Genomic DNA, 21,690 nt, shown 5'->3' on the forward strand with positions numbered 1-21,690 from the left:
TTTGGCACCCGTGTACTGCGGATGGGGGCCCGGCGCCCTTCGGGCCGACCTGGGACCCGCCGGCTGCGGGTCGACCAAGGCCGTTGTCTACTGGACGTCCGGGCCCCACCCGGGTCACACCAGCCGACCGGCCGGAACGTTCCCTCGTCGTGGCGCGGGCGCTGAGCCTGGCTCCCAGTGACGGTGCCCGGTGCGGCACACCGACCCTGACCCAGCGGCGCTTCGGCGATTGCTCGGAGGTTCCCCGGTCGGGCGTCCGGTGGTGGACTCGGACGAACCTACCGGCCCCCTGCGGCCGCCTGTCAACAGTCGTTTGACCTGGCCTTTCTCTCTCAACCGGCTGGTCGGGGCAGAGGACGCGCAGGTCGCGCGACGGAGCGGCGGCCGAGGATCGGGGGCGCGCCACCCCGGGAGATCACTCGCCCGGCCGTACGAACACCGTCCGTCCGCCCACGACGGTGCGCAGACAGACGGGGAGCTCGCCGCCCGGCGTCAGGTCGGGCAGTCCGGGTGTGCCGGAGCGCGGGTCGGTCGACCAGCGCGCGACCCGGTCGTCGGGCGCCTGCACCACCAGGGCGTCGGTCCGCCAGACGGCGTAGTCGGCGGGCGCGCCCGGGACCAGAACACCCGCGTCGTCCCGTCCTACGGCCCGCCAGCCGCCCCGCGTATGCGCGGTGAACGCGGCCCGCACCGAGACCCGGTGTTCAGCCGTCCGGTGGAACGCGGCGGCGCGGACCGCCCCCCACGGGTCGACCGGCGTGACCGGGCTGTCGGAGCCGAAGGCGAGCGGCACACCGGCCCTCAGCAGGGCCGCGAAGGGATTCAGGGCACGCGCCCGCTCCACGCCCAGCCGCTGGGCGTACATGCCCTCCTCGCCGCCCCACAGCGCGTCGAAGGCGGGCTGCACGGAAGCGGTCAGGCCCAGTTCCGCGAAGGCCGCGATGGTCTCCGGGGTGAGCATCTCGGCATGCTCGACCCGGTGACGGGCGGCGCGGACGCGGCCCAGGCCGACCTTCTCCGCGGCTGCCCGGACACCGTCGACCACCGCGGTCACGGCCGCGTCTCCGATGGCGTGGAAGCCCGCCTGGAGGCCCGCCTCGGTGCAGGCGACGACATGGGCGGCGACGGCGTCCGAGTCGAGGTACGCGATCCCGGCATGCCCGGCGTCGGTGTACGGCTCGTGCAGGCAGGCCGTGTGCGACCCGAGAGCCCCGTCGACGAAAAGATCACCCGCCGCTCCTACGGCGCCCAGCTCCCGCGCCTTCGCCACGTCCTGCTCGGCCCAGTAGCCGACGACGCGCGGCCCCGGCTCCTCGGCGGCGAGCCGCAGCAGGCCCGTGAAGTCGTCCTCGGAGGAGATCTCGGGCCCGGCGCACTCGTGGACCGAACCGACGCCCAGGGAGGCAGCGTGGGCCAGGGCGGTGCGCTGGGCCTCGATGCGCTGCTCCGGCGTGATGGCGGCGAGCGCGGTGGCGCGGACGGAGTGGTGGGCGTCGGCGGTGAGGGGGCCGTCGAACGCGTCGAGGCCGGGGACGAGGTCGAGCAGGGCCGTGGTGACGACCGCGGAGTGGACGTCGATGCGGGAGAGGTAGAGCGGGCGTCCGCCGGTCGCCGTGTCGAGTTCGGCGCGGGTCGGCGGGCGGCCCCCCGGCCAGCGGGCGGCGTCCCAGCCGTGGCCGAGCAGGACGCGGTCGGCCGGGCGGGCGGCGGCGAAGTCCCGGACGAGGGACAGGGCCGCCTCCAGGGAGGGCACGTCGGACAGGTCGAGGCCGGTGAGCGCGAGGCCGGTGGCCGTCGTGTGGACGTGTGCGTCGGTGAACGCCGGGGTGACCAGCGCGCCGTCCAGGTCGACCAACTCGTCGACACCGTCCGCGAAGGCGTCGGCGGCGCCCTCGGAGCCGACCCAGGCGACCTGGCCGCGCTCCACGACCATCGCGGTCGCGAAAGGGTCGGCGGGACTGTGGACTTCGCCGCGGCGGAGCAGGACGGTCGACGGCTCGGGGGTGCGCTCACTCATGGGGAACAGTCTCGCGCCTCACCGGCGCCGCCCCGCACGCAGGTCCGTCAGATGCGGGGCGGGCGGGCCTCGTACGGCGTCGAGAGGACCACCGTGGTCCGGGTCGACACGCCTGCCAGGCCGCGCAGCCGGGCCAGCAGCTCCTCCAGTTCGTGCGGGGTGGAGACCCGCACCTTGAGGATGTAGTTCTCGTCGCCCGCGACGCTGTGGCAGGCCTCGATCTCGGGGACGTCGGAGAGGCGGTCCGCGATGTCGTCGGGGGCGCTGGGGTCGAACGGTTTCACCGAGATGAAGGCGGTCATGGGCAGGCCCACCGCCTCCGGGTCTACGACCGCGGCGTACCCGCGGATGACGCCCCGCTGCTCCAGCCGGCGCACCCGTTGGTGCACGGCCGACGTGGACAGGCCCGTGGCCTTGCCCAGGTCTGTGTAGCTCATCCGCCCGTCCTTGACGAGCAGCTGCACGATTTGTCGGTCCAGCTCCTCCATGACGCAAGAACCTACAGTGCGCCTGATCTCCTCCGATACCTCAGCGGCGCAGGTCATACCCGGTTCGTGATGTGGCGGAGAGCGACCCGTGTGACGGCCGGGGACAAAACCGCCGCCTCGGGCATCTGCGGGCGGCATGTGACGAACGCCACAGGCCCGGGACGGTCTCCGTGATGGTCTCGTGATTACCGCGGAGACGGGACGGGAAGTGCTTGCTGTGGTCGAGGCCGCAGCGCCTTCACGGCCCAGCCCAGTAGGGGGAGAAACCCATGCAGAGTGTTAAGCGCCCTGGACGCACCGCGCCCAAGCGGCCGCAGCTCGTCGTCGACTCCGAGCCGGAGGGCGTCGAATCCGAGGATTTCGACGCCGACGAGCTCGACGCGTACGACACCTTCGAGATGTACCGGGTGATCTGCCCGGACTGCGTGCAGCCCATCGCGCTCCTCGCCGACGAGGAGGTCCTGCCGGAGCACGCGCTGTGCGCCTCGCCGTGGAACCCGTTCGGGCTGACGGTCTGCGCCGGCACAGGTCGTGAGGCGGCCGACGCCCGTTCCGCCGACGAGACCGCGGAACCCCAGGAGCAGGACACCGCGCTGCTGTTGACGCTCCCTCAGGGCCTCGACTGGCGGACGCAGCCCTTCTCGCACGTCGGCGGCCCCAGCTCGCGTCCGATGCGGGTGCCCGTCATGCGCCCCGCCGCCTGAGCGCACTCGCTCAACCCCAGTAGCTGCCCTGCACCATGGCCCGCAGGCTGCCGTGGTGCAGGATCAGTGTGTCCGGGTCCGCCGGAACGGCCACCTCGCCGAAGTGCACCTGCCGGTAGGCGACACGGAGCATCACGATCGCGTGCCGCAGGGCCGCGTACAGGGTGTAGAAGTCCATGTCGCGCGGGGTGTGGCCGGTGAGTCCGGCGTACCGCGCCTCGACCCGGTCCCGGCGGAAGAACTCCGGCAGGCCCGGCTGGCCGAAGGCGACCGTCAGGTCCTGGAAGAAGCGGTGCAGATAGACGGTCCAGCCGAGGTCCACCTCGCGCGGGGCCGGGGCCGCCATCTCCCAGTCGAGGACGGCGACGGGATCGAACCCGTCGTAGACGACGTTCCCGATGCGCGCGTCTCCCCAGTTGAGGACCGGGTCGCCGGGGTCGGCCGGCCAGAGTTCCGTGAGCCGGTCGAAGGCGCTCTCGATGAGCGGTGAGCGGGCGAGTCCGTCAACCACCCATTCGTAGTAGACGCGTTGGGATGCGACGTGGCGGTGGAGGGCGTCACCGTCGCCCGGGAGCGTGAGGAACTCGGCCTCGGACAGCGGGACCTGGTCATGCAGGCGGGCGATGAGTCCGACCGAGGCGGCCTCCAGGTGTGCGCGTTCCGCGTCTGTCGCCGCGTGCAGCCAATTGCCCTCGTACGTATAGGGCATGACGTCCGGCGGTACGCGTCCCTCGGCGCGCTCCATGACGAAGAACGGCGCGCCGAGCGGCCCGGGATCCTCCTCCAGCCAGCGCACCTTCGGTACCGGAAGGTCCGTACGGTCGGCGACCAGGCGCATCGTGCGGAACTGGCGCGGCAGGTCGTAGACCGGGAAGACGGTGTACGCCGCCGGGTCGGCCGCGAGCCTCAACGCGCAGGCGCGGAACGGTGGTTCGGGGTGCTCAATGTCGAAGAGCAGGGTCTCGCTGGACATGCCGTTCGACGCGGGGACCCTGACATCGACGGCCTTGGCCCCGGGCAGACGGGCGTCGAGCCAGGCGGTGAGGCGCTGGGCGAGTTCCTCGGGGTCGCGGGTAGTGGTGCGCGGGCGGGGTGCCGTCGCCATGTCTCAACTCCCTTGCGGTGCTGCCGAGTCGAAGCCGGTAAAGCCGACGGGCGCGGCACCGAATGAACGGGACTCGCACCACACCGTCGGACGACAGGCGAGCTTCTCCGGGGCACGCGTGGTCGTGCGCGGGCGGGGTGCCGTCACCATGTCTCAACTCCCTTGCGATGCTGCCGAGTCGAAGCCGGTAAGACCGACAGGCGCGGCGCCGAACGAGCGGGAATCGCACCACACCGTCGAATGACAGGCGAATTCCTCCGGGGCACGCGTGGTCGTGCGCGGGCGGGGTGCCGTCGCCATGTCTCAACTCTCCTACGGTGCAAGCGAGTCGAAGCCCGTGAAGCCGCTCGGGTCGTGGCGGCCGAAGGAGCCGTGTTCGAAGATGCCGTGGCCGATCTGACCGTCCAGGCGGAAGCGGGCCGCGTGATCCGTGACGCCGTAGGCGGCGAGCGGGGTGGGTCGGGTGAGGTCGTAGGTGCGGCGGTCGGTCCAGGCGCGGCCGCGCCAGGTGCCGTGCTGCCAGTCGTCGGCGGGTGGGTAGCCGGCGCCGATCGCCAGCGGTGAGGAGGTCAGGATCTCGACGTCGAGTTCCTGCGGTTTGCGTGCGTCGCCGAGGTGGATAAGGGCGCGCTCGGGGTGGCGGGTGCCGGAGCGGTAGGTGATCTCGGCCCGGGGCCAGCCGAGTTGGCGGTCGCGGTGGCCGGGGCGGACGACGGTCGCCTCGTTCAGGGTGCGGTAGCCGTCGGCGTCCTCCTGGACGATGACCATGAGGAAGCGGTCCTCGAAGCGGACCGGACACCAGATCCAGTGGAAGCCCTCGGTGGGGTGGTCCTCGGCGAGCCGGCCGCCCTCCTCGCCGGGGATGGGCCGCACGCCCCAACTCCGGTCGCGGGTACCGGTCCAGCCGCCGGCGGAGACCCGGAACTCCTCGTCGCCGGCGCGGATCACGCCCTCCACACCGCCCGCCTGGACGAAGCGGCGCCCTTCGAGGGTGAGCCGGTCGCCGCGGTACTGGACGTGGTGGGGCTCCCAGAGGGCGGGGAATTCCGCTGTCCAAGTGAGGTCGTACGAGAGGGAGTTGTCCTCGCAGCGGAGGCGGAGACGGTGCAGGGGCTCCTCCACTTCGATGCGCAGCGGGCCCACGGCGAGGTGCATGCGGTCGTCGCCGAGGGCGTCCGAGGCGCGGACCGCGTGGAGTTCGTCTCCGGTGCGCAGGGTCGCGTAGGCGTCGGTCACCCCGACGTTGGGGTAGACGCCGAGGCCGAGGATGAGCAGGGCGCGGCCCTCGTGGTCGAACACGTGGAAGATGCAGCGGTCGTAGGCGTTCCGGTCGCCGGTCGCGACGTGCTTCATCGACAGGGGTACCTGGTGCACGGGGTACTCGTCGAGGGGCACGGGACGGTCGTCTGCCACGGCTAACCTCCCCTGGGGACAGTGGAGGTGACGGTACGTCAGGTGGCGTGCGGTCGCCATAGCCGTGACCTGTACGCCGGTGAACTCACGCTCGATTACCGGAGCCGGTGACTTGTCGACATGCCCTTCCGTTGCCTCGGTATGACCCCCACATATGCGCCGACCGGGCGTCAGCGCCGGATCTTCGTCCCCGTACCCGCAGAATCGGTTCCCCCGGCACCGCCGCAGCCCCAGGACCCGCCCATCTACCGTGACCTGATGCGGAGTTGGGCCGAGCGGGGCCGCACCCTGCCGGGGCGTCACGACCCGGAGTGGGCTCGGCTGGCGGCGCCGCCCGCAGGGTTTGCCCGGTGGGTCAGGTCGGAGGGGACCGACGGCGCCTGACCGGCGATGGGGCGCTCCCGCACGAGGTTGTTCACGCCGGGGACGCCGGCAGCCGGCGGCTCGGGCCGCGGACGTGTGCTCCCCTCCCCCGCGTCGTCGGCCGCTGGGCCGGGCAGGCCGGAGAGGGCGTGGCCAAGACGCGGGAGCCGGGCGCCGCGTCCGCGGCCCGAGGCTCCGAACAGACCTCCGGCGTCAGCCGGTTCGGTGGGCTTCTGGACCCGCCAGGTGGCGGGCGATGACCATCCGTTGGATCTGGTTCGTGCCCTCGACGATCTGTAGGACCTTGGCCTCGCGCATGTAGCGCTCGACCGGGAAGTCCGCGGTGTAGCCGTAGCCGCCGAGCACCTGGACGGCGTCGATGGTGGCCTTCATCGCGGTGTCGGTGCAGTGCAGTTTGGCCATGGCGGCCTGCTTGGCGAACGGGCGGCCCGCGTCGCGCAGCCGTGCCGCCGCGAGGTAGAGGGCGCGGCCCGCCTCGATCTGGGTGGCCATGTCGGCGAGCATGAAGCGCAGGCCCTGGAAGTCGGAGATCGGGCGCCCGAACTGCTGCCGGCCGCTCGCGTAGGCCACCGCCTCGTCAAGTGCCGCCTGGGCCAGGCCGATCGCGCAGGCCGCGATGCCGAGCCGGCCGGAGTCCAGCGCGGACAGGGCGATCGCGAAGCCCTGGCCTTCCTCGCCGAGGCGGCGCTCGTCTGGGACCCGGACGCCGTCGAAGTGGACCTGGGCGGTGGGCGAGCCCTTCATGCCCATCTTCTTCTCCGGTGCCGCGCCGCTCAGGCCGGCCGCGTCGCCGGGCACCAGGAAGGCGCTGATCCCGCGCGCGCCGTCCTCGCCGGTGCGGGCCATGACCGTGTAGAAGTCGGCGATGCCGCCGTGCGTGATCCAGGCCTTGGTGCCGTCGATCACCCAGTCGTCGCCGTCCCTGACCGCTTTTGTGCGCAAGGAGGCCGCGTCGGAGCCGGAGGACGGTTCGGAGAGGCAGTAGGCGCCGAGGAGTCCGCCGCCGAGCATGGCGGGCAGGTGTTCGACCTGCTGCTGCTTGGTGCCGTAGTTGGCCAGCGCGTGACAGGAGAGGGAGTGGACGCTGACGCCGAGGCCGACCGTGAGGCGAGCCGCCGCGAGCTCTTCGAGGACCTGGAGGTAGACCTCGTACGGCTGGTCGCCGCCGCCGTACTCCGAGTCGTACGGGAGGCCGAGCAGTCCCGACCGGGAGAGCAGGGTGAAGATCTCGCGCGGGAAGTGTCCGGCGTCCTCTTCCTCGGCCGCCCTCGGGGCGATCTCCCGCTGCGCGATGTCGCGGGCCAGCGAGATCAGATCCCGGGCCTCGTCCGTGGGCAGTTGCCGGTCCACCGGCTGCGGGGCTCGGTCGGGCATGGCGACGCTCTCCTCCCTGTCGGGCACATCGGCGGGCGTACGCCTGGGGTCGAGGCGACGTGGCCGGGTACCGCACGGATGCGGCCGCTGCTCCTACTCCCGGGTCTCGGAAGCGGCTGACCAGCGGCTCTGCGCTGTGAGTATGCCCGATCGGAGGTCTCGCGTCACCAGTTAACGACCGCTTACTTCAAGAATAGCCCGGTCGTCCGGAACTGGCCGGAACCGCTGGGATTCAGGCGTCCCGGCGGGCGGGCGACGGCGCCGGATGGGCGGGGTCCAGCTCCTCGATGGCGCGCAGGGTGCCGCCGAGGGTCTTCACGAGGATTTCGCGCATCGTCTCGCGGGAGAGGTCGGAGGTGCTGATCCACTCAAGCGTCGCGCCCTCGACGCTGCACACCCAGCCGAACAGGCCCATGCGCGCGATCCGGGAGATGTCGGCACGGCCGTACGCCCCGTCGGCGATGGTCGCGACGATCGCCGCGCGCACCCCGTCGCGGATCGCGTGCACCTCGGTGTCGAAGCCGACGCCGCCGCTCACGATCGTGCGGTACGCGGCCTGGTTGTGCTCGGCCCAGCGCAGATAGCTGTCCATCGTCCGCTGTACGCGGTCCAGTTGGGGCAGTTCGAGACCGCTCGCCGCGAAGGTCACCAGGTCGGCGACCGAGTCGTTGATGATCGCCAGGTAGTAGCCGCGCTTGGACTGGAAGTAGTAGTAGATCAGCCCCTTGGCGACATGCGCCTGCCGCGCGATGTCGTCCATGGACAGCGCGTCGTAGGACGTGTCGGCGAACAACTTCCGGCCGATGGTGATGAGTTCGGCGCGGCGCGCCAAGGAACGCTCGGTACCGCGCGCCCTGGGACGTGGGACGTCACGCTGCTGACTGATTTCCAATTTCGACTCTGGCTCTCCAACTGGGCTGGGTCAACCGCAGTATGGCAGGTCGCGTATGTGTCAGGTCACAGCAGGCCGATTTGGGTCACAAGCATCGCGATCACCACGACAAGGGTCCAGCCCACGATGTGCTCGACGATCTTCGGACCGTCGCCCTTGGGGCCGCCGGTGCGGGTACGGGCGCGGGCGGCGCTGGCTGAGTGTGCGGTCATGGTGGCTCGCAGAGGTCGGATGTGCGGTGGACTCCCCCGTTCTGTCCACCTTGCCACCCCTGTCGGGTTCTGCGCCGGAGACCTTGGTCACAGGGACCTCGGTCTCCGGCACGGGGTCAGCGCACGCCCACCGCCGCGAGGGCCTTGCGCTGGCGGGCGGTCGGGTGCGCGGGGAAGTAGAGGTAACAGACACCGCCGGTACCGGAGGAGAGCTTGCCGGAGGCGTTGTACCGCTTGGTGCGCAGCCAGATGTTCTCCCACTCGCGCCGGTTGTAGACGCGGCGGACGGCCGGATCGCTGGGCGAGTTGGGGTCGTTGGCGATCACGTCGCCGTCGGCGGTGAAGCCGATCACCGTCATCAGGTGGCCGGAGGTGCCGTAGCCCGCGCCGGTCAGTTCGCTGCTGAGGAACGACTGGGACGTTATGGCCGGGATGCCCGCCGCGATCAGCGTCTCCAGGTCGCCGAGCGAGCCGAGCCGGGTGACCACGCCCTGGAGGTCCTTGTACGTGGCCGCGTAGGCGGCGTTGAACGGCCAGTTGCCGCAGCCCTGGTACTGGTAGTCGTAGGTGAAGCGGGCCGCGTTGTCGACCTGCGGGTCGGCGTAGGTCGGGTCGACCCAGGCGAGTTGCTCCGGGGTGAGCCGGCCGCCCCAGTACTCGATGATCATCTGCGAGGAGGTGGGGCTGCACCAGGCCTCGCCGCCGTTGTCGTACTCCGGGTACTGGCCGACGTGGATCTCCTGCGAGTACCGCGGGACGATCAGCTCCTGCGCCAGACCGGGAGTCGACGCCGGGACCGTGAAACGGTCCGGGACGTCGGAGCCCATCGCGCCGAGCCGCCACACGGTGGGGGTGTGCTTGGTGCCGGGCTTGCGGTAGAGGGTCAGGCGGAGTCGGTACGACGCGAGGCGCAGGCCTGTCGTGGCGTCGTCGATCGCGAAGGTGTCCGTCCAGATCGTGGACTTGCCGTCCGTCTGGTCGTCGACGGAGGTCCGCTTGATGTCCTGGTCGCCGGCCGCCCAGCGGCCCATCACGTACCAGGGGGTGTCCGTGCCGTCGGAGTACGTGCCGTGCAGCTCGATCTGGATCCAGGTGCCGGCCGGGGTGTCCGCGTTCCAGGAGGCGATGGTCTCCGTCGCGGGGACGGAGAGCTTGTGGACGGGGGACGTCCAGGTCGCGTACTCCCAGTTGGCGGTCTTGCCGGTGTGCGGGTCCGCGTAGTCGACGCGGCCGACGGCGGCGCCGATCGCGAGGCCCGGGCGGGGGCCCGCGACGGCGCGGGTGCCCTGGGCGGCGCCGCGGCGCCAGTCGGCGTAGGTGGTCCAGGCACGGTTGTCGACCGTCGGGGTTCCCTCGCGGGGCCGCGCGTCGAGAAGCGTCGGCGCCCGGTCGGAGTCGGCGGTGTCGGTGGCGGTCGCGGTGTCGGCGGCCGCGGGGCCCGTGCCGGCGACCACCGCGGCGGCGACCGCGGCGGCCAGGACGGTTCTGCGGGACGGCTGTTCGGCTCTGCTCATGGGCGGAAGACCCCCGGGTGTTCCGAGTCGGGACAGATCCAGTCGGGACAGATCCAATGGACGACTGTGCGCCCACTATGAACACACAGGGCACTCCGCTGCCAGCACTTCGAACCTCGCCACACCCACCAATATTGGTATCGACCAGTGGTATGAACTGGGGCGGGAGCCACCGCTCCCTACACTGTCCCGGTGACCTGCGGCATCACCCGCCCCACGACCTCCCGGGACCAGCCATGCGCGACCTCGCCCACCGTCTGAGCCGGCTGCCACCGTCCTGCGGCCCGGTCCGGATCGTCGGCGTCGACGGGCACGCGGGGTCCGGGAAGTCCACGTTCGCCGGGCAGTTGGCCGAGGCTTTGGGCGGCGCCCCCGTCCTGCACCTGGACGACCTCGCCACCCACGACGAACTGTTCGGCTGGACCGGCCGCCTGCTGACCCAGGTGATCACTCCCCTCAGCCTCGGCGAGACCGCCCACTACGCGCCCTACGACTGGCACGCCCGCCACTTCGCCGCGCCCCGCGCGCTGCCTCCCGCGCCCGTGGTCCTCGTCGAGGGCGTCGGCGCCGGACGCCGGGCGGTGCGCCCGTTCCTCGCGGGGCTGCTGTGGATGGAACTGCCCCGGGAGGAGTCCTGGGCACGGGGCCGGCTGCGGGACGGAGCGGAGCAGCGGGACTTCTGGGACGGGTGGGTCGAGGCGGAACACGAACACTTCGCCAAAGACCCTTCGCGCCCCCACGCGGACTTCCTGGTACGGCAGTTGGGAAAGGGGTACGAGGTGCTCTCGGGGCCCTCAGGGACGATTGGACCGGACCATGAGGTCACCCACGGTGACGGACCGCCCGCAGTGTGCTGAACTTGTGAAGACCCTTCCGCCCGAACTTGCTTGAGTGCCTCAACTCGGCTTGACCCAGGGGCCGTACAGGTCTTACGTTCTGAATGTGCGGCCGGTTCGAAGCCGCCCAGAGTCGCGAAGCCCCCGGTTGTTCCCCCGTGATCGGGGGCTTCGTTCTGCTCCAGCACGTTTTCCGGCCGCTACGAGCCGTGATTTGCTCACCCTGGGTCACCGTCCTGAGTGCGCCCCATCTGCTCCTACCTCGTCAAACGGCCTGTGCGGCACCCTTCGATGGGCGACTGCCCCGCAGGTACGATGCCCAGGGTGCGACCGACGGACGGCTGCTTCGCGCACCACGGCAACTCCCGTCCGCGGCACAGCGGTTCGACCCAGACTGCCGACGGGCGCCGGCCCGGCGGTGAATCAACGGGGGCACGGTTTGTGGGGGGACGTGATGGACTTCGGCACGCAGGGCCCCGAGGCCCCGGCCGACCTCGCGTGGCTGCGAGGCGTGGACGCCTACACGATGGGCGCTTATCCGCAGGCGGAGGAGGAGTTCCGCACCGCGGTACGGATGGATCCCGGGATGGCCGACGGCTGGCTCGGACTGCACGCGCTGCGCGTCGACACGACGACCGCGCTGCTGCGGATGTACCGGCACCGGGAACGCTTCGGGGAACAGCGCACCAGGCACCGCCGTACGCTCAACTCCTGGTACTGGCTGGGCTGGTGGGTGCAGCCCGTGCTGGAGAGCCCGCGTGATCTGCTGCTCGCGCACGCCTCGCACTGGCTGGACGGCCGCCATGTGCCGGAATTGGACCGGGCGTTGGCGGGACTGCCGCCCGTGGACACCGACCACCAGGTCCGCTTCCTGCACGCGTGCCGGGCCTATCTGGTCAAGGACTGGGAGCAGCTGGTCCGGCACACCGACCCGCTGATCAACGATCAACTCCTGGGAATCGAGGCCGGGTTGTTCGGCGGGATGGCCCGGGTGCGGCTGGAGATGTACGGCCAGGCCGAGCCGTTGCTGTCCTCGGCGCTGATGCGCTGTCGCAGCGAGCAGCCGCAGCGCAAGGAGCTGCGGTACTGGCTGGCGCGGGCCCACGAGGGCACCGGCCGCAGCGCCGCCGCGCTCCCCCTGTACCGGGCGGTGCACCGTGTCGACCCCGCGTTCATGGACACCTCGGCGCGGCTCGCGGCGATCACCGACTCCGACGGGTACGACGGCTCCGAGGACGTGACCGACCTCGCGGCGATCACGCTCTCCGGCGGCCAGGACGCGCTGGAGGGGCCGGACGGGCTCGATCCGCTGTTCGGCGCGGAGGGGCGGGATCTGAAGCTGTCGGAGCCCGGTCTTCCGCCGACCGGCCCGTTGCCCGCGGCGGGCGACTCGGTGCGGGAGAAGACCTCCAATCCGGTGCTGCCGCTGCCCACGGGTCCCACCGATCCCGTCTTACTGGAGGAGGCGCTCAACGAGCTGGAGCGCATGGTGGGGCTGGAGCCGGTCAAGCGCCAAGTCAAGGCGCTGTCCGCCCAGTTGAACATGGCTCGGCTGCGGGCCGGGCAGGGGCTGCCGGTTCAGCCGCCGAAACGGCACTTCGTCTTCTCCGGGCCGTCGGGTACCGGCAAGACCACCGTGGCTCGCATCCTCGGGCGGGTCTTCTACGCCCTCGGGCTGCTGGGCGGGGACCATCTCGTCGAGGCGCAGCGGGCCGATCTGGTCGGTGAGTATCTCGGCCAAACGGCCGTGAAAGCCAACGAGTTGATCGATTCCGCGATCGGTGGCGTCCTCTTCGTCGATGAGGCGTACTCGCTCTCCAACTCCGGTTACGGCAAGGGCGATGCGTACGGTGACGAGGCCTTGCAGGTGCTGTTGAAGCGGGCCGAGGACAATCGCGACCACCTCGTGGTGATCCTGGCGGGCTATCCGGAGGGCATGGACCGGCTGCTGGCCGCGAACCCCGGGCTGTCGTCCCGCTTCACGACGCGCGTCGACTTTCCTTCGTACCGGCCGCTTGAACTCACGTCCATCGGTGAGGTGTTGGCGGCGGAGAACGGTGACGTGTGGGACGAGGAGGCGCTGGACGAGCTGCGGTCGATCGCCGGGCACGTTGTCGACCAGGGGTGGATCGACGAGCTCGGGAACGGGCGGTTCTTGCGGACGCTGTACGAGAAGAGCTGTGCGTATCGGGATCTGCGGTTGTCCGTGTATCCCGGGATGTTGTCGCGGGATGACCTGTCGACTCTGCGGTTGCCGGATCTGATGCAGGCGTATGGAGAGGTGTTGTCCGGGCGGGGGCCGGGGCCTGCCGGGATGTGAGCGGTGCGCCACAGCTCAGGTGGATCTGTTGGTTCGCGGCTGCGGCCCGGTGGGGGCTGGTCGCGCCCACGCGGCGGAGCCGCAAATCGACACAGCCCCGCGCCCCTGAAAAGAGCGCGGGGAGCCGGTGTCAGCTAGGTACCGTTTCCTTCAGTTCCGCCGTCCTCGGTTGTGCCGGGACCTCTCGGTGGGCCGGGTCCGTCACCTCGCCCACCAGGAGTTCCAGGACGTCCTCCAGGGCGACCAGGCCGAGCACCTTGCCGGAGGCGTCTGCCACCTGGGCCAGGTGGGTGGCCGCTCGGCGCATGACCGTCAGGGCGTCGTCCAGGGGGAGTTCGGCCCGGAGTGTTGTCATGGGGCGCCAGATCTGCTGGGGGACCGCCCGCTCGGATTCCTCCAGGTCCAGGACATCCTTGACGTGGAGGTAGCCCATGAAGGCGCCGGTCTCCGCGGCGATCGGGAAGCGGGAGTAGCCGGTGCGGGCGGTGAGGGCGACGATCTCGCCCGGGGTGACCGAGGGGCTGACCGTCACCAGGCCCTCGCGACGGAGGAGTACGTCGGTGACCGGGCGGGAGCCCAACTCCAGGGCGTCTTCCAGGCGTTCCTGTTCTTCGGGGTCGAGGAGGCCGGCCTGCCCCGAGTCCTCCACCAGGCGGTTGAGCTGTTCGCTGGTGAAGACAGCCTCGACCTCGTCCTTGGGCTCGACGTGGAAGAGGCGCAGGATGCCCTGGGCGACGGCGCCGAGGGCCACGGTGATCGGCCTGCAGACGCGGGCGAAGGCGACCAGGCCGGGGCTGAGCCACATCGCGGCCTTCTCCGGCGCGGCCATCGCGAGGTTCTTCGGGACCATCTCGCCGATGACGAGGTGGAAGAAGACGACCGCGGCGAGCGCGAGGATGTAGCCGAGGGGGTGGATCATGCCCTCGGGCAGGTGCATCCACTCGAAGACCGGCTCCAGAACGTGTGCGACCGTCGGCTCGGCGACAGCGCCCAACGTCAACGAGCAGACGGTGATGCCGAATTGGGCCGCCGCCATCATCTGCGGGAGGCGCTCCAGGCCGTAGAGGACCTGTCGGGCCCGGGCGGTGTTGAGGGGTTCGATCTGGCTGCGGCGGACGGAGACGAGGGCGAACTCGGCGCCGACGAAGAAGCCGTTGGCGAGCACCAGCAGGACCGCGAAGAGGAGTTGGAGGACGGTCATCGGGCCGCCTCCATCACGTTCACGGCGGGAGACGTGCGGACCAGGCGGACGCGTTCGGCGCGGTAGTGGCCTACCTGGCGGACCGACAGCCGCCAGCCTGGGAGTTCGGCCTTGTCGCCGGGGGCGGGAATGCGGCCGAGGAGGTCGGCGACCAGGCCGGCCACCGTCTCGTACGGGCCCTCGGGGACGTCCAGGCCTATGCGCTGGAGGATGTCGACGCGGCAGCTGCCGTCGGCGTCCCAGGCCGGTTTGCCGTCCTCGGGCGGGGCGGCGGCGAGTTCGGGGACGTCCTGGTCGTCGTGCTCGTCGCGGACCTCGCCGACGAGTTCCTCGACGATGTCCTCCAGGGTGACCACACCCGCCGTACCGCCGTACTCGTCGACGACCACGGCGATGGGCTGTTCGCTGCGCAGCCGGGCCAGCAACGGTTGCACGGGCAGGGTCTCGGGGACCAGCACCGGGGACTTGGCGATGCTGGTGACGGAGGTGCGCAGGCGGTCGTGCGAGGGAACGGCCAGCGCGTCCTTGAGGTGGACCATGCCGACGATCTCGTCGATCTTCTCGCGGTAGACGGGGAAGCGGGACAGACCGGTCGCGCGGGTCAGGTTGACCACGTCCTCGGCGGTCGCCGACGACTGCAGCGCGCTGACCTTCACGCGCGGGGTCATGACGTGCTGCGCGGTCAACTCGCCCAGCGACAGCGTCCGTACGAAGAGATCGGCGGTGTCCTGCTCCAGCGTGCCGGCCTGCGCCGAGTGCCGGGCCAGGGAGACGAGTTCGCCGGGGGTGCGGGCCGAGGCCAGCTCCTCGGTGGGCTCGACGCCCAGCGCGCGGACGAGCTTGTTGGCGACGGTGTTCAGCGCGGCGATCACCGGGCGGAACAGGCGGGCGAAAGCATGCTGTGGTGCGGCGACGAAGCGTGCGACCTGGAGTGGTCGCGACACCGCCCAGTTCTTGGGCACGAGCTCGCCGATCACCATCTGCACGGCGGAGGCCAGCAGCATGCCGACGACCACGGCGACGCCGGAGACGGCGCCCTCGGGGATGCCGATCGCGCTGAACGGGCCGTGCAGCAGCTCCGCGAGGGCCGGTTCGGCGAGCATGCCGACGACCAGGGAGGTGATGGTGATGCCGAGCTGGGTGCCGGAGAGCTGGAAGGACAGCTCCTTGAGCGACTCGACGACCGTGGCGGCCCGTCGGTCGCCCTCGGCGGCGGCCTTCTCGGCCTCGGGACGCTCCACGGTGACGAGTCCGAACTCGGCCGCGACGAAGAAGCCGTTGGCCAGAATCAGCAGCATCGCCGCTCCGAGGAGCAACAAGGGGATGGTCATGCCGCCGCCTCGATATGTCGGGAGGGGGCGGCGCAGGTACTACAGGACGATCCGTCCATCGCTGGAGGGAGTCACTCCTCGGGTCGCAGGGGGCCTCTGAAGACAGGGGGGAACATCGGTGGCGGAGGCGAGAACGAAAAACGCCACCGACAACAGATTAATCAAGACATGGCCCTCTACGGCAGATCCCTCAGCGACCGGTCCTCGGCGAGCGCCCGCAGACTGCGCGCGTCGGCGATGGCCCGCTGCTTGGCGATACCGGGCTGGATGCCGAGTACGGGCAGGCTGGTGCCGTCGCTGAGATTGAGGAAGACCCAGGGGTCGCCGGGGCGCAGATTCACCTGGAGGATCTCCGCCCATGCCAGCCGGCGCCTGCTGACGATGTTCACGACGGTGACACCGGACTCGTCGGCGACGACCTTCACGCGCGCGAGGAGGGCCAGTACGGCGAAGAGGAGGGCACCGGTGAGGACGAAGCTGAGCTTCTCCCCAGGGGTGAGCTGTTCCAGGAGCATCGCGACGGTCGTGATGACGACGAAGATCGCGATGCCCGCGGTGAGCAGCACGGCACGGGTGCGGCCCGGCCGGAACGTGACCGGCAGGACGGGGAGTTCGGACATGATCGGCGTGATCCTCGGGGTGTTCCTCAGAGACGGCAGGCGTGGATGGCCGTCGTCAGGATGGCCCGGGCGCCGATGTCGTACAGGTCATCCATGATCCGCTGCGCTTCCTTGGCGGGGACCATCGCGCGGACGGCGACCCAACCCTCGTTGTGTAGCGGGGAGACGGTCGGGGACTCCAGGCCGGGGGTGAGCGCGACGGCCTTCTCCAGCTGCTCGACCCGGCAGTCGTAGTCCATCATCACGTACGTCCGGGCGACCAGGACGCCCTGGAGGCGCCGCAGGAACTGCTGGACCTTGGGCTCGGTGGTGTCGTCGGTCTCGGCGCCCGTACGGCGGATGACGACGGCCTCGGACTTCATGATCGGGTCGCCGAAGACCTCAAGTCCCGCGTTGCGCAAGGACGTTCCGGTCTCGACGACGTCCGCGATGACCTCGGCGACGCCGAGTTCGATGGCGGTCTCGACGGCTCCGTCGAGGTGGACGACGGAGGCGTCGACGCCGTTGTCCGCGAGGTACTTGGCGACGATGCCCTCGTACGAGGTGGCGACCGTCTTGCCCTTGAGGTCCGCGAGGGTGTTCGCGGCGCCCGGCTTGGAGGCGAAGCGGAACGTGGAGCGGGCGAAGCCGAGCGGGAGGATCGGCTCGGCGCTCGCGCCGGAGTCGATCAGCAGGTCGCGGCCGGTGATGCCGATGTCGAGGCGGCCGGAGGAGACGTAGATCGCGATGTCGCGGGGGCGGAGGTAGAAGAACTCGACCTCGTTGACCGGGTCGACGATCCGCAGCTCCTTGGACTCCCGGCGCTGCTGGTAGCCGGCCTCATGCAGCATGTCCGCCGCAGGTCCTGACAGGGAACCCTTGTTGGGGACGGCGATGCGCAGCATGAGGTCGGCTTCCTTCGCGAGAAAAGGGGTGAACTGTCTCGAATGTTTGTAAAGGGGTTCTACAGGTGGGCGTAGACGTCGTCCAGCGAGATCCCGCGGGCGACCATCATCACCTGGACGTGGTAGAGCAGCTGCGAGATCTCCTCGGCGGCCGCTTCCTTGCCCTCGTACTCGGCGGCCATCCACACTTCGGCGGCCTCTTCCACGACCTTCTTGCCGATGGCATGGACGCCCTTGCCGACCAGCTCTGCGGTGCGGGAAGTGGCGGGGTCGCCGCTGGCGGCCTTCTGCTGGAGCTCGGTGAACAGCTCCTCGAACGTCTTATTGGACATGATGCCGCCCACCCTATTGCAAACAATCGTGGGCTTAACGCCACGGTTCAGATACTGAGCGGAGCGTGGCCGCCGTCGCCACGGCCGCGGTCACCGCCTCGTGCCCCTTGTCCTCGTTCGAGCCCTCCAGGCCCGCCCGGTCCAGGGCCTGCTCCTCGGTGTCGCAGGTCAGGACGCCCATGCCGACGGGGACGCCGGTCTCGACCGAGACCTGGGTGAGGCCCTGGACCACGCCCTGGCACACGTACTCGAAGTGCGGGGTGCCGCCCCGGATGACGACACCGAGGGCGACGATCGCGTCGTAGCCCCGGCCCGCCAACACCTTTGCCACGACCGGGAGTTCCCAGCTGCCGGGGACCCGGAGCAGGGTGGGCTCGTCGATCCCCAGGTCGTGCAGGGCGCGCAGGGCGCCGTCCACCAGACCGTCCATCACCTTTTCGTGCCACTGTGCCGCGATGACGGCGACCCGCAGGTCTCCGACGTTGCGTACGGACAGTTCCGGTGCACCCTTGCCGCTCACGTTCTCTTGTCTCCTAGAAGTGCGATGAAGTGCGACTGCTCGACTACTGGTTGCCGCAGGTGGACACGGGGGACGTGTCCAGCCAGGGCAGGTCGTGCCCCATCCGGTCCCGCTTGGTGCGCAGGTAGCGGAGGTTGTGCTCGCCCGCCTGTATCGGCATCGGCTCACGGCCGGTGACCTTGAGGCCGTGCCGGACGAGCGCGTCGGTCTTGTCGGGGTTGTTGGTCATCAGGCGCAGGCTGTGGACGCCGAGGTCCTCCAGGATCTGCGCGCCGGCGCCGTAGTCCCGGGCGTCGGCGGGCAGGCCGAGTTCGAGATTGGCGTCGAGGGTGTCGCGGCCGCGCTCCTGGAGTTCGTACGCCCGGAGCTTGGAGAGCAGGCCGATGCCGCGCCCCTCGTGGCCGCGCAGGTAGACGACCACTCCCCTGCCCTCCTCCTGGATGCGCTCCAGGGAGGCCTCCAGCTGGGGGCCGCAGTCGCAGCGCAGGGAGTGGAAGACGTCGCCGGTGAGGCACTCGGAGTGGACGCGGACGAGGACGTCCTCGCCGTCGCCGATCTCGCCGTGGACGAGGGCGACGTGCTCGACGCCGTCGACGGTGGAGCGGTACCCGTAGGCCGTGAACTGGCCGTGACGGGTGGGGAGTTGGACCTCGGCCTCGCGGCGGACGGTGGGTTCGGCGGCCTGCCGGTAGGTGATCAGGTCCTCGATGGAGATGATCGTCAGGCCGTGCTTGCGGGCGAAGGGGATCAGTTCGGGGAGGCGGAGCATACGGCCGTCCTCGCCCGCGATCTCGACGATGGCGCCGGCCGGGCGCAGGCCCGCGAGGCGGGCGAGGTCGACGGCGGCCTCGGTGTGGCCGTTGCGGACCAGCACGCCGCCGGACCGGGCGCGCAGCGGGAAGATGTGGCCGGGGCGGACCAGGTCGTCGGGCTCGGCGTTGCCGCTCGCGAGGACCTGAAGCGTGGTCGCGCGGTCGGAGGCCGAGATACCCGTGGTCACACCGTGAACAGGCGAGGCGTCCACGGAGACTGTGAACGCGGTTTTCATCGACTCGGTGTTGTCCTCGACCATCTGCGGGAGCCGGAGCCGGTCCAGCTCGTCGCCCTCCATGGGGGCGCAGATCAGGCCGCGGCACTCGCTCATCATGAACGCGATGATCTCGGGGGTGGCCTTCTCGGCGGCGATGACGAGGTCGCCCTCGTTCTCGCGGTCCTCGTCGTCGACGACCACGACGGGGCGGCCGGCCGCGATGTCCGCGATGGCCTGCTCGACCGGGTCAAGGGAGAAGTCCTCGAAACCGTCGGTGCTGTACAGGATCGGTGCCGCCGTCATGCCGGCGCTCCTTCCAGGACGGGCTGCGGGGTCTTGCGGGAGCGCAGCCACCAGTCGCGCATGCCCCACAGGACGAGTGCGCCGTAGATGACGTAGACGAAGCCGGAGAACGCGAAGCCGTTGGCGAAGTTGAGGGGGACGCCGACGAGGTCGACGAGGAGCCAGGCGAACCAGAACTCGACCATGCCGCGGGCCTGGGCGTACATCGCGACGACGGTGCCGACGAAGATGTAGGCGTCGGGCCACGGGTCCCAGGAGAGGGACGGGTACGCCTTGAACAGGGCCGCTACGGCCACGGTCCCTGCGGCGGCGGAGCCGGCCAGGATCGCGCGTTCGCGCCAGGTGGCGAAGCGGGGGGTGATGTGACCGTCGGCGGAGCCGTCCCCGCCGCGGTTCCACTGCCACCAGCCGTAGACCGCGACGACCATGACGACGACCTGCTTGCCGGCGCTGCCGGAGAGGTGGGCGGTGGCGAACGCGGCGAAGAGGATCACGCCGGAGACGAACTGGGTGGGCCAGCTCCAGATGGACCGCCGCCAGCCGAAGGCGAGGCCGATCAGCCCGATGACGTTGCCGATCATGTCCGACCACTTGATGTGCTGGCCGAACAGGACGAAGGCCTCGGAGTTGAGCCAGTTCACGGGGTCACCTCGCGCGCGCCCATCAGCCGCTCCACGTACTTGGCGATGACGTCGACTTCGAGGTTGACCGGGTCGCCGGGCTGCTTGAGGCCGAGCGTGGTCAGGCCGAGGGTGGTGGGGATGAGGCTGACGGTGAAGTAGTCGGGTCCGGCGTCGACGACGGTGAGGCTGATGCCGTCGACGGTGATGGAGCCCTTCTCGACGACGTAGCGCGTGAGGTCGGCCGGGAGCGAGATCTTGACGATTTCCCAGTTCTCGGACGGCTTGCGCTCGATCACCTCGCCGGTGCCGTCGACGTGCCCCTGCACGATGTGGCCGCCGAGGCGGGCGCCGAGGGCCATGGGGCGTTCGAGGTTGACGCGGGAGCCGACGGCGAGGACGCCGAGGCTGGAGCGGTTCAGGGTCTCGGCCATGACGTCGGCGGTGAACTCGTCACCCTCGTGCTCGACGACAGTGAGACAGACGCCGTTCACGGCGATGGAGTCGCCGTGCTTCGCGCCCTCGGTGACGATGGGGCCGCGCAGACGAAAGCGGGAGGCGTCGTCGAGACTCTCGACGGCGGTGACCTCACCCAGCTCTTCGACGATTCCGGTGAACACTTCCCGGGTCCTCCTGCCTCATAGGGCACGGACTCCGGGGCCTGTCGAAGACGACAGAATGAAACGGACGAGAACACCGGGAACGACGCCGGACAGAACCCGTCCACACAGGACGAGCCGATACGGCGGCGCGCACGAATGCCCGCCCGCCGCGCACTGCCTCCCATCCGGACTTTAACCGTCGGTCCAGGAATTTCACCTGGTCAACCGGCCGCTGGAAGCGGACGGGTCGCGGACTGTAACCGCCGGTTCGGACTTTCACCGACCCCGGAGTGCGCTGCTTCTGGTACACGGCAAGTGTGCCACGCCCGACATGGGTCCATCCAGGCGAAGGGTGTGGGCTGGCTCACAGACAGTGCCGCTGGACTTCTCAAGCGGCCCCTACCTGCTGGATCATCTGGTCTAGTCCTTTTCGGATCTCCGGAGGGGACTACCTGGACCGGTCCGGCGGTGGTGACGACGGCCCTTGCCCACCGCCGGGCCACTCAGGCCGGATGCGACCCCGCGCCGGCCGGCTATCCGAACAACTCGCCCTGCGCGCCGTCCTGAGCCGTCAGCAGCGCGCCGCGCAGCACGGCGGCGCCGCCGAGGACGCTCGGGCGCACCTCCGCGGGCAACGGGGACATGCGGACGATCCGCTCGGCGACCCGTACGGCGAGTTCGTCACCGCCGGCCTGCCCGACCTCGCCGCCGAGGACCACACACCCGGGGTCCAGCAGCGCGACGACCGAAGCGACCCCGAGGGCGAGGCGGTCGGCGAGGGCATCCAGGAAGTGCGCGGCGGAGGCGTCGCGGGGGCGGGTGTCTCGCGTGGGCTCCGGACGACCGGCGTCGACGCTCGCGTCCGGATCGTTCCCGGCGTCGACACCGACGCCCGAGTCACCCGCATCGGGCTCACCCCCGGCATCGACGCCCGCGTCACCCCCGACACCGATGCCGCCCATCTCCGCGACAGCCCACCGCACCACCC

The 21,690-nt window shown here is 70.5% G+C and carries 21 protein-coding genes and 1 riboswitch; of the genes, 3 read left to right on the forward strand and 18 right to left on the reverse strand.

The features are described from left to right. Positions 1-415: 415 nt before the first annotated feature. Both AC31A1_RS07560 and AC31A1_RS07565 read right to left on the reverse strand, forming a co-directional pair. On the reverse strand, positions 416-2,017 hold the full coding sequence (locus AC31A1_RS07560) for an amidohydrolase (protein WP_489652481.1): 1,602 nt from the start codon (positions 2,015-2,017) through the stop codon (positions 416-418). A gap of 47 nt (positions 2,018-2,064) precedes the next feature. Further along, the gene (locus tag AC31A1_RS07565; RefSeq protein ID WP_026150833.1) at positions 2,065-2,505 is read right to left on the reverse strand and encodes an Lrp/AsnC family transcriptional regulator; all 441 of its coding nucleotides are present in this window, start codon (positions 2,503-2,505) and stop codon (positions 2,065-2,067) included. Between the two features lie 269 nt (positions 2,506-2,774). Here AC31A1_RS07565 and AC31A1_RS07570 point away from each other — a divergent pair, with 269 nt between their 5' ends. Then, entirely contained in the window at positions 2,775-3,209 is a 435-nt protein-coding gene (locus AC31A1_RS07570) for a hypothetical protein (RefSeq protein WP_489652482.1), read from the forward strand. A 10-nt stretch (positions 3,210-3,219) separates the two neighbouring features. Here the strand turns inward: AC31A1_RS07570 and AC31A1_RS07575 are convergent, their stop codons facing one another. The 6 genes from AC31A1_RS07575 to AC31A1_RS07600 all read right to left on the reverse strand — a co-directional run bounded on the left by AC31A1_RS07575 (position 3,220) and on the right by AC31A1_RS07600 (position 10,103). Beyond that, the gene (locus AC31A1_RS07575) at positions 3,220-4,314 is read right to left on the reverse strand and encodes a phosphotransferase family protein (protein ID WP_489652483.1); all 1,095 of its coding nucleotides are present in this window, start codon (positions 4,312-4,314) and stop codon (positions 3,220-3,222) included. Between the two features lie 312 nt (positions 4,315-4,626). Further along, positions 4,627-5,727: an Rv3169 family protein gene (locus tag AC31A1_RS07580; protein WP_489652484.1), complete on the reverse strand. Its 1,101-nt coding sequence runs from the start codon at positions 5,725-5,727 to the stop codon at positions 4,627-4,629. A 576-nt stretch (positions 5,728-6,303) separates the two neighbouring features. Then, a complete protein-coding gene (locus AC31A1_RS07585) occupies positions 6,304-7,485 on the reverse strand; it encodes an acyl-CoA dehydrogenase family protein (RefSeq protein WP_489652485.1) in 1,182 nt (393 codons plus the stop codon). A 232-nt stretch (positions 7,486-7,717) separates the two neighbouring features. After that, positions 7,718-8,377 carry a TetR/AcrR family transcriptional regulator gene (locus AC31A1_RS07590; protein ID WP_489652486.1) on the reverse strand — a complete coding sequence of 220 codons (660 nt, stop codon included), beginning with the start codon at positions 8,375-8,377 and terminating at the stop codon, positions 7,718-7,720. Between the two features lie 65 nt (positions 8,378-8,442). After that, positions 8,443-8,589 carry an SCO1431 family membrane protein gene (locus tag AC31A1_RS07595; RefSeq protein ID WP_489652487.1) on the reverse strand — a complete coding sequence of 49 codons (147 nt, stop codon included), beginning with the start codon at positions 8,587-8,589 and terminating at the stop codon, positions 8,443-8,445. Positions 8,590-8,705: 116 nt separating this feature from the next. Next, positions 8,706-10,103, reverse strand: a complete 1,398-nt coding sequence (locus AC31A1_RS07600) for a C39 family peptidase (protein ID WP_489652488.1) — start codon at positions 10,101-10,103, stop codon at positions 8,706-8,708. Between the two features lie 236 nt (positions 10,104-10,339). Between AC31A1_RS07600 and AC31A1_RS07605 the strand changes: the two genes are divergently transcribed. Next, positions 10,340-10,960: a uridine kinase family protein gene (locus AC31A1_RS07605; RefSeq protein ID WP_489652489.1), complete on the forward strand. Its 621-nt coding sequence runs from the start codon at positions 10,340-10,342 to the stop codon at positions 10,958-10,960. 433 nt (positions 10,961-11,393) lie between these two features. Next, positions 11,394-13,259, forward strand: a complete 1,866-nt coding sequence (locus AC31A1_RS07610; protein ID WP_489652490.1) for an AAA family ATPase — start codon at positions 11,394-11,396, stop codon at positions 13,257-13,259. 130 nt (positions 13,260-13,389) lie between these two features. On the opposite strand, the gene AC31A1_RS07615 is transcribed toward AC31A1_RS07610, so the two are convergent. The 10 genes from AC31A1_RS07615 to AC31A1_RS07660 form a co-directional block, all read right to left on the reverse strand. Further along, entirely contained in the window at positions 13,390-14,460 is a 1,071-nt protein-coding gene (locus AC31A1_RS07615; RefSeq protein ID WP_489652491.1) for a hemolysin family protein, read from the reverse strand. Continuing rightward, a complete protein-coding gene (locus AC31A1_RS07620) occupies positions 14,457-15,791 on the reverse strand; it encodes a hemolysin family protein (RefSeq protein WP_489652492.1) in 1,335 nt (444 codons plus the stop codon). Before AC31A1_RS07620 ends, AC31A1_RS07615 begins: the two co-directional genes overlap by 4 nt. A gap of 176 nt (positions 15,792-15,967) precedes the next feature. Beyond that, positions 15,968-16,411 carry a PH domain-containing protein gene (locus AC31A1_RS07625; RefSeq protein WP_489652493.1) on the reverse strand — a complete coding sequence of 148 codons (444 nt, stop codon included), beginning with the start codon at positions 16,409-16,411 and terminating at the stop codon, positions 15,968-15,970. 26 nt (positions 16,412-16,437) lie between these two features. After that, positions 16,438-17,295 (reverse strand): ATP phosphoribosyltransferase, encoded by an 858-nt coding sequence (hisG, locus tag AC31A1_RS07630; RefSeq protein ID WP_489652494.1) that lies wholly within the window; start codon positions 17,293-17,295, stop codon positions 16,438-16,440. A 59-nt stretch (positions 17,296-17,354) separates the two neighbouring features. Continuing rightward, on the reverse strand, positions 17,355-17,627 hold the full coding sequence (locus AC31A1_RS07635; RefSeq protein WP_393763642.1) for a phosphoribosyl-ATP diphosphatase: 273 nt from the start codon (positions 17,625-17,627) through the stop codon (positions 17,355-17,357). A 34-nt stretch (positions 17,628-17,661) separates the two neighbouring features. Further along, positions 17,662-18,147: a 6,7-dimethyl-8-ribityllumazine synthase gene (gene ribH, locus AC31A1_RS07640; protein ID WP_019059681.1), complete on the reverse strand. Its 486-nt coding sequence runs from the start codon at positions 18,145-18,147 to the stop codon at positions 17,662-17,664. Between the two features lie 43 nt (positions 18,148-18,190). Beyond that, positions 18,191-19,480: a bifunctional 3,4-dihydroxy-2-butanone-4-phosphate synthase/GTP cyclohydrolase II gene (locus AC31A1_RS07645; protein WP_489652495.1), complete on the reverse strand. Its 1,290-nt coding sequence runs from the start codon at positions 19,478-19,480 to the stop codon at positions 18,191-18,193. Continuing rightward, positions 19,477-20,121, reverse strand: coding sequence for a nicotinamide mononucleotide transporter family protein (locus AC31A1_RS07650; protein ID WP_489652496.1), 645 nt, complete (start codon positions 20,119-20,121; stop codon positions 19,477-19,479). Before AC31A1_RS07650 ends, AC31A1_RS07645 begins: the two co-directional genes overlap by 4 nt. Then, positions 20,118-20,720, reverse strand: coding sequence for a riboflavin synthase (locus AC31A1_RS07655; protein WP_033282331.1), 603 nt, complete (start codon positions 20,718-20,720; stop codon positions 20,118-20,120). Before AC31A1_RS07655 ends, AC31A1_RS07650 begins: the two co-directional genes overlap by 4 nt. Positions 20,721-20,869: 149 nt before the next feature. Beyond that, positions 20,870-21,000, reverse strand: a riboswitch (FMN riboswitch). A 235-nt stretch (positions 21,001-21,235) separates the two neighbouring features. Beyond that, a partial coding sequence (locus AC31A1_RS07660; RefSeq protein WP_489652497.1) for an ROK family protein occupies positions 21,236-21,690 on the reverse strand: 455 nt, incomplete at its 5' end.

The organism is Streptomyces sp. P5F9 (genome assembly GCF_057961495.1).